The organism is Terrabacter sp. NPDC080008 (assembly GCF_040702505.1).
Classification (GTDB): Bacteria; Actinomycetota; Actinomycetes; order Actinomycetales; family Dermatophilaceae; genus Terrabacter.
Genome location: NZ_JBFBLC010000006.1, coordinates 116,710 through 128,616, shown reverse-complemented (window position 1 = coordinate 128,616; position 11,907 = coordinate 116,710). Strand labels below are relative to the sequence as shown.

Genomic DNA, 11,907 nt, shown 5'->3' with positions numbered 1-11,907 from the left:
CTCCCGACCGACATGCCGAGGGCCCCGCCTTTCGACGGGGCCCTCGAGGAGGTGGTATGCCGCCCGGTCGCGGGTGCGACCACGGCATCGTGGGCGGTGGCTCAGCGCCCGGCCCGGTAGGCCGCCCACTGGGCCTGCATGCGCGCCACCTGGCCGCTCGTGAAGCTGTTCATGCAGGAGTCGTAGGTGTAGTCCATGTAGTTGTGGATCGGGTCGAGGCCGGGGCTCGCGCACGTGTCGCGGCCGGTCGGGCACTGGTACGCGGCGCTCGCCTCAGCGGGGGTGTCGTCGACGTAGTCGCCGTTGCCCCGGCAGCCGCCCTGGAAGGTGTGGTACAGCCCGACCCAGTGCCCCACCTCGTGGGTGGCGGTGTCGCCCTCGTTGTAGTGCGTCGCGCTGCCACCGGGCAGCGAGCCGGTGAGGACCACCACGCCGTCCATCACGTCGTAGCTGCTCTTCGGGAAGGTCGCCCAGCCCAGCAGGCCCTGCCCGATGTTGGCCGAGTAGAGGTTGAGGTCGGCCATGGTGCCCTTGCGCAGAGCCTTCTTCATGCTCTTCTCGGCCGCCGACCCGGGCGTGACGGTGTACCACGACGGGTTGTCGGTCGAGTCGACGCCGGCCAGCGTGAAACTGAGGCCGGTGCCGGAGTAGGCCTTGTTGAGCACGGTGAGCTGGCTGTCGATGGCGCCGGCACTCACCGCGCCACGCGTCCCGTCGGTGATGGTGTGGAAGTAGACCTTGACCGTCGCGGGGACGAACGCGGCCGAACGGCTGCGCTGCACGAGCCGCCACGAGCTCTGGGTGCTCGGAGCGACCTTGACGAGCCGCCCGGAGCGGTCGCGGCCCAGCCCCTTCGCTGCCAGGGTGCGGGTCAGGGCCGCCTCGTTCGCGCGCACCTGCGCGTCGGAGAGCTGGTGCGGGTCCTTGGAGGCGGCGTGGGTGCCACGCGCCCCCACGGCGCCGACCGAGGCCGGGTCGAGGCACGAGGGAGCGGCGTGTCCGTCGACTGCCGGCGAGGCATGGGCGGGAGCGCCGAGCGCGGCCGCGGCGAGCGCGAGCGGAGCGACGAGCGTCAGCGAGCGGAGCTTCATGAAGGGCCTTCCTGGTGCGGCTCGACGCCCCGGCACGAACGTCGATCCCAGCGACTGTAGGTATACCTCAGTCAGGGGCGCAGCCCTGGCCGGTTAAAGAAACTGTCAGGAACGCCGGACATCCCACCCTTCGGTGGACGAACCGGTCAGGCGTCGCCGTCCCCGTCGCCGCCGTCCTGCGGGTCGCGCAGTCCGTCGTAGATCTCCTTGCACACCGGGCAGACCGGGAACTTCTGCGGGTCACGCCCGGGGACCCAGATCTTGCCGCACAGGGCCACGACCGGCTCGCCCGACAGGGCGCTCTCGAGGATCTTCTCCTTGCGGACGTAGTGCGAGAAGCGCTCGTGGTCGCCCGGCTCCTGAAGCTCCTCGCGGACCTCCTCGCGCTCGATCGTCGCCGTGCTCGTGCCGCGCAGCGGCTGGGGCTCGAACGGGTCGGGCTCGAAGGGGTCGGGAGGCATCGTGCTCATGACGAGAGTGTATGCCGCCCTGCCGCCCGCCGAAGGAGCCGCCGGCCCGCAGGGAAGGCGCCCCAGGAGGCCGGCAGGGCGCCCGGTCGGCCACTGAGCAGCACCCCGTCGACTCCCGCCTCGGGAGCGGTGGGATCGGCGGACAGCCCGATGCGGCGCAGGGTCTGCCGCGCGACGGCGACCGGCGAGTCGAAGACGGTCACGTCCTCGCCGAGCGCAGCCACGATGCGCTCGGCCACGAGCCCGTAGTGGGTGCAGCCGAGCACGAGAGAGCGCACGCCGGCGGGGGTCTGCCCGGCGGCATACTCGATGCACGCCGCGATCGCGCCCTCGTCGCCCGCCTCGATGGCCTCCGCGAGACCGAGCGCCGCCACCGCGTGCGTCTCGACGTCGGAGGCGAAGGCGTCGACGAGCCCCCGCAGGTAGTCGCTGGAGGTCGTCGCGGCCGTCGCCCACACCGCGACCGGCCCGCCGGCGACGGCGGCCGGGCGGATGGCCGGCACGGTGCCGATGACCGGAACGGCCGGCTCGAGCTCTGCGCGCAGCGCCTCGAGGCCGTGCACCGAGGCCGTGTTGCAGGCCACGACGATGGCGTCCGGGGCGAACGGGAGGGTCGCCCGGGCGGAGGCCAGGATGAGGCGCTGCACCTCGACCGGGGTGCGGGGGCCGTACGGCATGTTGTCCGGGTCGAACGCCAGCACGAGACCGAGGTCGGGACGCATCGTGTGCAGGGCGTCGGCATACCCGAGGAGCCCGAGCCCGCTGTCGACGAAGGCAACTCGCCTCGTCGAACGGAAGACGTCGGGGTTCTCCTCGGCCACGCGGCCGGCGCTGTCCAAGGTGCTCATGCTCAGTTCATCGACGGGTCGTCGGGAAAGTTCGCGACGTAGGCGAGGCTGTCGCGCTGGCGACGCAGCACCTCGCGCCAGAGGCCGTCGGGGTGGGGCGTGAAGGCGTCGCGCACCTCGGCGTCGACGACGTACCAGTCCCCGCGGAGGATCTCGCCCTCGAGCTGCCCAGACTCCCACCCGGAGTAGCCGGCGAAGATCCGCAGGCCGGCGAGCTCGGCAGCGACGACGGGCGTCGGTGCGTCGAGGTCGACCAGGCCGATCGAGCCGAAGAGACGCTTGACCCCCAGCGGCTCGGGCTCCTCGCCCGGCACGGTCACGAGGCCGAGCGCCGAGGACGTGGAGACCGGCCCGCCCTGGAAGATGACGTGCGGCGCGGTGACGACACGCTGCCAGCCCGGGAGCACCGAGTCCACCTCGGCCGACAGCGGCTTGTTGAGCACGACGCCCTGCGCTCCCCCGTCGTCGTGGTGCAGCACGAGGATGACCGACCGGTGGAAGACGTCACCCCCGACCGAGGGCGTGGCGACCAGCAGACGGCCGGTGTGGAAGGTCGGGCTCACGGGCCCAAGCCTTCCACACCGGAACGTCTCAGAAGCGTGCGCCGCGGCGACCGCCACGCTCGTCGTCGCCCCAGCGGCTGACGAGGCCGTCACCACGCTCGCCGCGGCGGCCGCGGCGCTCGTCGCGCGGCCCGCCGTGGTGCGGGCGGAAGCCGCCACGCTGGCCCTGGCGCGGACCGCGGGGCCCGGCCGGACCGCGTCGGTGCTGCTTCGGGCCGGCGATGAGGCGCTGGAAGTCCTCCTCGGCGATGGCGACGCCACTGGGCGTCGTCGCGCCGGTGGCCGCGATGATCGCGTCGCCGGGCGTGGCCCGGACCGGCGAGATGTCGAGGCCGGCGTCCTTGAGCTGGCGCTCCATGGTGCGGCGCTGGTGCGGCAGGGCGAGGGTCACGACCGTGCCCTTGTCACCCGCGCGGGCGGTGCGGCCGGAGCGGTGCAGGTAGTCCTTGTGGTCGGCCGGCGGGTCGACCTGCAGGACGACCGAGACGTCGTCGACGTGGATGCCGCGGGCGGCGACGTCGGTCGCGACGAGCACGGGGAGGGTGCCGTCACGGAAGGCGCCGAGCACGCGGTTGCGCTGGCCCTGGTTCAGGCCACCGTGCAGCGCCGCTGCCATCACGCCCTGCTCGCGCAGCTGCAGCGCGATGCGGTCGGCGCCGAGCTTGGTGCGGCAGAAGACGACGGTGCGCCCCTCGCGGTTGGCGACCTCGGCCGTGATGACCTTCTTGTGCTGCGGGTCGATGAGCAGGACGTGGTGCTCCATCGTCTCGACCGACGCGGTCGCGTCGTCGGTGGAGTGCACGACCGGGTCTGTCAGGTACTTCGCCACGAGGTCGTCGATGCCGCGGTCGAGCGTCGCCGAGAACAGCAGTCGCTGGCCGTCGGCGGGGATCGTGTCGAGGCTCGTCGTGATCTCGGCCATGAAGCCCATCTCGGCCATGTGGTCGGCCTCGTCGAGCACGGTGATCGCGATGTCGTCCATCTCGACCGCGCCCCGCTCGAGCAGGTCGTTGAGGCGACCCGGGGTCGCGATGAGGATGTCGATGCCCTTGTTGAGGGCGGTGATCTGCGTCGTGTAGCTGAGGCCACCGGCTACGAGCTTGTGGCGCAGGCCGGCGACGTGCACGAGCGGCTCGAGCGCGTCGGAGATCTGCATCGCGAGCTCACGCGTCGGGGTCAGGATCAGGGCGTGCGGCTTGCGCGGGCGACGCTTGAGGTCTGCCTCGAGCAGGCGCGCGATGAGCGGCAGGCCGAAGGCGAGCGTCTTGCCGGAGCCGGTCTGGCCCCGGCCGAGGACGTCGCGGCCGGCGAGCGCGTCGGGGATCGTCGCAGCCTGGATCGGGAACGGCGTCGTGATGCCGTCGCGGGCCAAGCGCTCGACTAGCCGCTCCGGCAGGCCAAGGGCGGCGAAGCCGTTGTCGGCGGCGACCTCGACGGGACCGTCGGACACGGGCTTGCGCGTCGCCTTGGTCCACGTGTCGGCGTCCATGCGCTCGGCCTCGGCGTCCTCGAAGCTCACGGGAGCCGGCTCGGCGAAGCGGTCACCGCGGTCCCGGCGGTCGAACGACGGACGGTCATCGCGGCGCTGGAAGCCACGGTCCCCGCGGTCGTCACGACGTTCGAAGGACGGACGGTCGTCCCGACGCTGGAAGCCACGGTCGCCGCGGTCGTCCCGACGCTGGAAACCCCGGTCGCCGCGGTCGTCCCGACGCTGGAAACCCCGGTCGCCGCGGTCGTCCCGACGCTCGAACGAGGGACGGTCGTCGCGACGCTGGTAGCCGCGGTCACCGCGGTCGTCACGGCGGTCGAACGACGGACGGTCGTCGCGACGCTGGAAACCCCGGTCACCGCGGTCGTCACGGCGGTCGAACGACGGACGGTCGTCGCGACGCTGGAAACCCCGGTCACCGCGGTCGTCCCGACGCTGGAAACCCCGGTCTCCACGATCGTCACGGCGGTCGAACGACGGACGGTCATCGCGACGCTGGAAACCCCGGTCGCCGCGGTCGTCCCGACGCTGGAAACCACGGTCTCCACGGTCATCCCGACGCTCGAACGGCGGGCGGTCGTCGCGACGCTGGAAGCCACGGTCACCGCGGTCGTCCCGGCGGTCGTACGAACGGCCACCGACGTGCGAGGAACCGGCCGAGGCCGGGCGTGAGCTCTTGGGACCGGAGAACGAGCCGGCCGGGCCCTGCCCGCGGTGGGGCTTCTTGGCTGCGGCGGCCTTCTTCTCGGTGGACCAGCGGGCCTTCTTGGGCGCGCCGGAGGAGGTGTGCTTGGGCATTGCGTATTCAACTCTCTTTGACTCGAGCAGACTTCGTCTCGAGCCGTGAGTCACACCACGACCATGCAGACGAGCCTCAGGCGCAGCAACGTTCTGCGCCCACGCGTACCGGTGCCCGGCATCTGTGCCGTCCGGTGTTCGGATCCGCTCCGCGTCGGTGTCGGGCCGCGCCGTCTGGCGCGATCTTCCGGTGGGGTGTCACCTCGTCGGATGAGCCTGCCCGCCGGGCATCACCGGCGCCATCTCTTCCGTCGTGATCCGAGGGGACCTCGGAGTCGGATTGCCCCAAGTCTACCAGCGGCGCGCGGCCCGCCCGACCACGAGGGCCGCCGCTCCCAGCGCCACGCCCAGCAGGTCCACCGCCGCGTCCCACACGTCGCCGGTGCGCCCCGGCAGCAGGAAGTGCTGCACGAGCTCGCTCACCGGTGCGTGGAGCGCGAAGACGAGCACGGCCGCGCGCACCGACCCGAGAGCCCGCCCCACGGCATACGTCGGCACGGCGAAGATCATGAGGTGCACGACCTTGTCGGTCCAGCTCACCGGGCCCTCCACGGTCACGACGGGCCAGTAGAGGGCGAGCAGCTGCGCCACGACCGCCGCGACGGCCAGGGCGGTGCCCACCGGCCCGAGCTGACCATGTCGTCGCGAAAGTGCCGTCATGCCACGGGAGTCTAAGTAGGTTCGGAACGAGCCCCAGCCCGACCCGGAAAGAGCACGAGGAGCGTCATGGCCAGACGAACGGTGACCGTCAGCGGCGCGGGGCAGGCGGCCGTCTCCCCCGACGTCGTACGCCTCGAGCTGCGGGTGGGCCACGACGCCGAGGACGTGGCCGCAGCCCTGGTCGGGGCCTCCGAGGGGATGACGAGGCTGGCCTCCATCGTGCGCGAACACGGCGTCACGGACGCCGACATCCGCACGCTCGACGCGACGGTGGGCCAGCGCTGGGACAGCACCGGCACGCCGGTCGGCTTCACCGCCCAGCAGCGGCTGAGTGTGACCGTCCGCCGGCTCGAGTCCGTGGGCGAGATCCTCGCGGCGGCCGCGGCCTCCATCGGCAACGCCCTCCTCGTCGACCAGGTGCGCCTCGACGTGTCGGATCGCCGCGACGGACTGCGCCGCGCCCGGGACGCCGCCTTCGCGGACGCCCGTGACAAGGCGGAGCAGTATGCGGCCCTCTGCGATGCAGAGCTCGGCAGGGTTCTGGGGGTGGCCGAGGCCGGGGCCGTCCCGCTCGGGATGCGCCAGGGGAAGCTGATGGCGGCCGCCATGGACTCCGCCGGGATGCCGGTCGAGGGAGGCGACCTCGACCTCGCTGCGTCCGTCACGGTGACGTGGGAGCTGCGCTGAGGGTGGAATAGCCGCCCGGCACGATCCGTTGGCGAAGGTATGGCTACCACTGACCTGACCGCGCAGTCCTTCGAGAAGACCGTCCTCGACAACGACATCGTCCTGGTCGACTTCTGGGCGTCCTGGTGCGGCCCGTGTCGCCAGTTCGCCCCCGTCTACGACGCCGCGTCCCAGAGCGGCGACAACGAGGGCATCGTCTTCGGCAAGGTCGACACCGAGGCCGAGCAGGCCCTCGCCTCAGCGGCCAACATCACCTCGATCCCCACGCTCATGGCGTTCAAGGAGGGCGTGCTCGTCTTCGCCCAGCCTGGCGCCCTGCCCCAGACCGCCCTGCAGGACGTCATCGAGCAGGTCAAGAACCTCGACATGGCCCCGATCAAGGCGCAGATCGCAGCGGAGGCCGACGGCTCGGCCGCCGTGGCGCCGACCGAGCAGGCCTGAGCACCGGCCGGAGCCCCTCCGGCCACGCCCCGCTGCGAACGCGGTGGATTCCCGGCACCTCATGCCGGCGATCCACCGCGTTTCTCGTTCCCCGGATGCGTCGTCCTTGCGGATGGTTGGGGCGGGGCGGGGCGTCCGACGCGGCATACGCACGAAGGGCGCCCCGCGAACGGGACGCCCTTCGTCGTGCTCGACGAGCAACAGCGTGACGTGACCACCACGAGTGGTGGAGGTGGCGGGAATTGAACCCGCGTCCGATGACGAGAAACCAGGGCTTCTCCGGGTGCAGTGCGCTATGGCTTTTCTCGGCCCCAGGGCTCGCACGCACACGTCCCCTGACAGGCCCAGTTGAGTAAGAGTCCCGCGCAGCCCCCCAACATGACTGCGCAGCAAGTTTCCTAGCTGATGCCAGGCACTGAGTCGGAAACTAGCTCAGGCTGACAGACTTCGAGACTCGCTCAGGCGGCGAGGGCGAAGTCGGTGCGCTTGGAATTGGCACCTATTGTTTTGCAAGGAGCGTTAACGAGATAACCCTGCATCCTCGACCCGCTTCCCCTGATGCGTCGACCACCGTCGAAACCGATCACCCCCATGGGGGTGTCCACGTCACGCTGTTTACTTGTCAAGCTGCCCTGCTGCCCACCGGCGTGCGGTGGAGTGAACAGTATGCAGGAGGAACGCGCGAGGGGTCCACGCCATTCCCGCGACAGCCGGCGAGCCGGTGCGGCCCACACGCCCCGCGCGCCGCACTAGGCTGCCGCTCGTGGCCGGTGCGGCCACCGGCGCACCCTGGAGGTCCGATGTCCCGCAAGGCCCCCGGCCCCGACGCGACGCTCACCGAGCCCGTCGAGGGGCCCGTCGAGGGGCCCGTCGAGTGGTCCGAGGTGACCGCACCCTTCGCCGGTGTCGTCACCCTCGCGGTGGCGCCCGGTGACACCGTGGCCGCGGGGACCGTGGTCGCCACGATCGAGGCCATGAAGCTCGAGGCAGGTCTCACGGCACCGCGCACCGGGACGGTCTCGCGGGTCGGTCCCGACCAGGGGCAGGTCGAGGGCGGCGACGTCCTCGTCGTCATCTGCTGAGCCTCCCGGCAGCCTCGGCGGCCTCCGCAGCCTCGGCGCTCAGGCGGCGATCCCGCGCACGAGCCGCAACGCCTCCTCCACCGACCCGGTGACGTCGGGGATGGGGAACAACGTCGCGCGCACGATCCGCTCCCGGTCCACGATCAGCGTCTGCCGGCGCAGCCTCGTCGTCCCACCCGCCCGGAAGGTGGGTAGGCGCAGCGCCGTCGTCAGCTCGAGGTCGGCGTCCGAGAGCAGCGGGAAGCGTATGCCGTTCGCCGCGGCGAAGGCGGCCTGCTCGCTCGGGCGCTGGGTCGAGACCCCGACGACGGCTGCGCCGAGCTGCGTGAACTCGCCGAGCCGGTCGCGGTACGTGCAGGACTCGAGGGTGCAGCCGACACCACCCGGCACCTCCTCGGCGCCCGGGAAGGCGTTTCCCGGGTAGCAGTAGACGACGGTCAGGGACTGGTCGGTCACCGGGTCGAGCGTGTGCAGGCGCGGGATGGCGGTCCCGACGAGGGAGGCCACCCGCGTCGCCTCGGTGGAGTCGACTGCTGCACCGGCGTCCGGCCGACCGTCACCGAGCAGCCAGGTGTCACCGAACTCCTGCAGGGCTGCGAGGACCGGCAGCACCCCCCGCCCGAGGGCCGTCAGGACGTACTCGTGCCGGGGTGGCCGCTGCGTGTAGGCGCGGCGCTCGAGCACGCCGTCGGCGACGAGGGCCTCCAGCCGCTGGGCCAGCACCTTGCGCGAGATCCGGGTCTCGTCGACGAGCTGCTCGAAGCGGGTGTGGCCGCCGGCCACGTCGCGCAGGACGAGCAGGGTCCAGGGGTCGCCGAGGACACCGACCGCCTGGGCGATGCCGCACGGGTCGTCGGTCGGGGGCCGGCGCCTGGTCACGGCTCCATCCTAAGTGGGTTTCCTTTGGAAACTCAGTGTGGTCTGATGTGCGGGAGACCTCCGTGACCTCCCCCGCGTCGTCTGGGTCCTGGCCGCCGGCCGGCTCGTCAGCTCGGCCAGCTCGTTCCTCATGCTCTTCCTCGTGCTCTACCTGACCGGACCGCGCGGACTCGGCGTCGTCCCGGCCGGCGTCATCGCCGGGTCCAACGGCGTCGGAGCCCTCCTCGGCAACGTCACCGGCGGACGCTTCGGCGACCGGCACGGGCATCGCCGGGTCCTGCTCGTGGCGGCCACGGTCGTCGGCGTCCTCACCGCGCTCATCCCGTGGCAGCCGACGTGGCTGCTGGCGGTGACGATGCCGGTCACCGGCTACCTCGGGGCGCTCGCGTCGCTGTGCCAGGGCGCGCTCGCGGCCCTCGCGGTCCCGCCGGGGTCCAGGCGCTCGTCCGTGGCGGTCAGCCGGGCGGCGTCCAACGCGGGTTTCGTCATCGGCCCTCCCGTCGGCGCCCTGCTGGCCACCCGCGGCTACGACCTGCTCTTCGTCGTCGACGGCGTGCTGGCGCTCGTCCTACGGCATGCCACGTCACGCCTGCTCCCTCCGGGCGGCCCGGTCCGACGGCCGGACGGCGCCCCGGCCGGGCTGTGGCGGGCGCTGCGCGCCGACCGCCCCCTCCTACTGCTCCTGCCGGGCGTCGTGCTCGTCGACCTCGTCTACCGGCAGCTCTACTCGACCCTGCCGCTCTACCTGCGCGACCACGGGCAACCGCTCGCGCTCTACACGCTCCTGATCGCGCTGGGGTCGGGGCTCATCCTCGTGCTCGAGATCCCGGTGGCCCTCTGGCTGCGGCGACGCCCGGCCCTCCCGGTCGTCGCCACCGGCTACGCCCTCGTGGCCGTCGGGTTCGCGGTCTTCGGCATCACCTGGGCGGGAGTCGGCGTGGCCGCGGTGGCGGGCATGGTCGTGCTCACCGCCGGCGAGATCCTCTACAAGACCACGGCCACCGCCCACGTGCTCGACGCGGCGCCGCCGCACCTCGTCGGGCAGTACCAGGGTCTCTACACCGGGGCCGCGACGAGCGGCACGATGCTGTCCGCGCCGCTCGGCGGCATCGTGTATGCCGCAGCACCCGGCTCGCTGTGGCCGCTCTGTGGCGTCGTGGCCGGGATGGGAGCCGTGCTGGCCATCGCCGCCGGCCGGGTGCCGGCGCCCGCGGCGGCCGGCGCCCCGTCGGCGCACGCGCCCGCGGTCGGCGAGGTCACGTGATCGTCGGCAGGGTCTGGGAGTGGTCCAGCACGCCGGCGAAGAGGTCGCCGCGCTCGCTGATCCGGTCGAGCACCGTCCGGATCGTCCACCGGTCGGGCCGCAGCTCGGGGTCCTCGAGCTCGTCCCACGCGATCGGCGCCGACACCGGAGCGCCGGGTGCCGGCCGGGGACTGTAGGGCGCGACGAGGGTCTTGTTCACGGCGTTCTGCGTGTAGTCCAGGCGCGCCAGGCCCGAGCGCTCCCGCTTCTGCCACTTCCAGCTCACGAGGTCCGGGAGCACCGCCCCCACCGTCCGCGAGACGCGCTCGACCCACTCGCGTGTCTCGTCGAACCCGGGGCCTGCCGCGATCGGCACCCAGACCTGGATGCCGCGGCGCCCGGTGACCTTGGGGTAGGCCCGGACCTGCAGGTGCTCGAACGCCGTGCGGTGCAGCCGCGCGAGCTCCACCACCTGCTCCCAGGAGGTCGACTCGCCGGGATCGATGTCGAAGAGTGCGTAGTCCGGGCGGTCCGGGGAGGCGGTCGACGACGTCCACGGGTGCCACTCGAGCCCACCGAACCCCGCGGCCCACACCAGGGCGGCGGGCTCGTCGACGACGAGGTAGGTCCTGGTCTCGCCGGGGTCGGCGTCGGGGTTGTCCCACCGGGGCAGCCAGGCCGGCGCTCGCGGCGGCACCTCCTTGTGCCAGAAGCCCTTCTCCTGCGCGCCGTCGGGGTAGCGGTGCAGGTTGAGTGCCCGCCCACGCAGGTAGGGCAGGAGCACGGGAGCGATGCGGGCGGCATACGCCAGCAGCTCACGCTTCGTGATCGGCGGCTGGCCGTCGCGACCCGGGAAGAGCACCTTGTCGAGGTTGGTGACGCGAAGGGTGCGGCCGTGGACGGTCCACCGGCCCTCGCCGCCGAGCTGCGTCAGCTCCTCCAGCGATGCCAGCTCCAGGTCGGACGGGCCGGCAACCGCCTGGCCGTCGACGGGGACGGCGGCGCGGTCGGCCGGCAGGTCCGAGCGCCAGAGGAGCTGCGGCTGGGCCTTGACCTCGTCGTTGGTCCGGCCACTCAGCACCGAGGTCGGGTGGTCCTCCGCGTCCCAGCCGTCCTCGGCCCACCGGTCGTGCTTGTGCAGCATGAGCCACTGCTCCTTGCCCGGTCCGGCCCGGTCGCCGTCCCGGTCGCTGCGGACGAGGACGAAGCGGCCGAGCAGCCGCTCACCCGCGAGATCGAGGTGCAGCTCGCCGTCGCGGACCGCTTGGCCGGGGTCGTCCGTCCCGTGCGGCTCCCAGAGCCCGCGGTCCCAGACGATGACGTCGCCGCCGCCGTACTCACCTGCGGGGATGACGCCTTCGAAGGTCTCGTACTCGAGTGGATGGTCCTCGACGTGGACGGCCAGGCGCCGCACCCCCGGGTCGAGGGTCGGCCCCCGGGGCACCGCCCAGCTGACGAGCACGCCGTCGATCTCGAGCCGGAAGTCGTAGTGCAGGCGACGCGCTCGGTGGCGCTGGACGACGAACCGGCGGCGACCGTCGGGGGCGACCGGGGCCACGACCCCGGCCGGCTCGGCCGTGCGCGTGAAGTCGCGCTTGCGCCGGTACGGCTCGAGCAGGTCGGCAGCAGAGGCCTTGGCCATGACCAGTGCTTACC

General features: G+C 72.4%; 11 protein-coding genes, 1 other RNA gene and 1 pseudogene. 4 read left to right on the top strand and 9 right to left on the bottom strand.

What is annotated here, in order from left to right; all coding sequences use genetic code 11:
* Positions 1-101 precede the first annotated feature (101 nt).
* From AB0316_RS16760 to AB0316_RS16735, 6 genes are all read right to left on the bottom strand, one after another.
* The gene (locus tag AB0316_RS16760) at positions 102-1,091 is read right to left on the bottom strand and encodes a zinc metalloprotease (RefSeq protein ID WP_366274181.1); all 990 of its coding nucleotides are present in this window, start codon (positions 1,089-1,091) and stop codon (positions 102-104) included.
* Between the two features lie 146 nt (positions 1,092-1,237).
* Complete coding sequence (locus tag AB0316_RS16755) at positions 1,238-1,561, bottom strand: DUF3039 domain-containing protein (protein WP_366274180.1); 324 nt, start codon at positions 1,559-1,561, stop codon at positions 1,238-1,240.
* On the bottom strand, positions 1,558-2,409 hold the full coding sequence (locus AB0316_RS16750; RefSeq protein WP_366274179.1) for an aspartate/glutamate racemase family protein: 852 nt from the start codon (positions 2,407-2,409) through the stop codon (positions 1,558-1,560). Before AB0316_RS16750 ends, AB0316_RS16755 begins: the two co-directional genes overlap by 4 nt.
* Before the next feature lie 2 nt (positions 2,410-2,411).
* The gene (locus AB0316_RS16745) at positions 2,412-2,972 is read right to left on the bottom strand and encodes a YqgE/AlgH family protein (protein WP_366274178.1); all 561 of its coding nucleotides are present in this window, start codon (positions 2,970-2,972) and stop codon (positions 2,412-2,414) included.
* Between the two features lie 28 nt (positions 2,973-3,000).
* On the bottom strand, positions 3,001-5,259 hold the full coding sequence (locus tag AB0316_RS16740; RefSeq protein WP_366274177.1) for a DEAD/DEAH box helicase: 2,259 nt from the start codon (positions 5,257-5,259) through the stop codon (positions 3,001-3,003).
* Positions 5,260-5,550: 291 nt separating this feature from the next.
* A complete protein-coding gene (locus tag AB0316_RS16735; RefSeq protein WP_366274176.1) occupies positions 5,551-5,919 on the bottom strand; it encodes a VanZ family protein in 369 nt (122 codons plus the stop codon).
* Between the two features lie 66 nt (positions 5,920-5,985).
* Here AB0316_RS16735 and AB0316_RS16730 point away from each other — a divergent pair, with 66 nt between their 5' ends.
* Both AB0316_RS16730 and trxA read left to right on the top strand, forming a co-directional pair.
* The gene (locus AB0316_RS16730) at positions 5,986-6,606 is read left to right on the top strand and encodes an SIMPL domain-containing protein (protein WP_366274175.1); all 621 of its coding nucleotides are present in this window, start codon (positions 5,986-5,988) and stop codon (positions 6,604-6,606) included.
* A gap of 39 nt (positions 6,607-6,645) precedes the next feature.
* On the top strand, positions 6,646-7,047 hold the full coding sequence (gene trxA / locus AB0316_RS16725) for a thioredoxin (protein WP_366274174.1): 402 nt from the start codon (positions 6,646-6,648) through the stop codon (positions 7,045-7,047).
* A 224-nt stretch (positions 7,048-7,271) separates the two neighbouring features.
* On the opposite strand, the gene ssrA is transcribed toward trxA, so the two are convergent.
* Positions 7,272-7,638, bottom strand: a transfer-messenger RNA (tmRNA) gene (gene ssrA / locus AB0316_RS16720).
* 293 nt (positions 7,639-7,931) lie between these two features.
* On the opposite strand from ssrA, the pseudogene AB0316_RS16715 reads away from it, so the two are divergent.
* A pseudogene (locus tag AB0316_RS16715) lies at positions 7,932-8,129 on the top strand (biotin/lipoyl-containing protein); the annotation flags it as partial.
* Between the two features lie 39 nt (positions 8,130-8,168).
* Here the strand turns inward: AB0316_RS16715 and AB0316_RS16710 are convergent.
* Entirely contained in the window at positions 8,169-9,008 is an 840-nt protein-coding gene (locus AB0316_RS16710; RefSeq protein WP_366274173.1) for a winged helix-turn-helix transcriptional regulator, read from the bottom strand.
* Positions 9,009-9,096: 88 nt separating this feature from the next.
* On the opposite strand from AB0316_RS16710, the gene AB0316_RS16705 reads away from it, so the two are divergent.
* Positions 9,097-10,272, top strand: coding sequence for an MFS transporter (locus tag AB0316_RS16705; protein WP_366274369.1), 1,176 nt, complete (start codon positions 9,097-9,099; stop codon positions 10,270-10,272).
* On the opposite strand, the gene AB0316_RS16700 is transcribed toward AB0316_RS16705, so the two are convergent.
* The gene (locus tag AB0316_RS16700; RefSeq protein ID WP_366274172.1) at positions 10,265-11,893 is read right to left on the bottom strand and encodes a DNA polymerase ligase N-terminal domain-containing protein; all 1,629 of its coding nucleotides are present in this window, start codon (positions 11,891-11,893) and stop codon (positions 10,265-10,267) included. The two genes, AB0316_RS16705 and AB0316_RS16700, sit on opposite strands and share 8 nt — an antisense overlap.
* Positions 11,894-11,907: the final 14 nt, after the last annotated feature.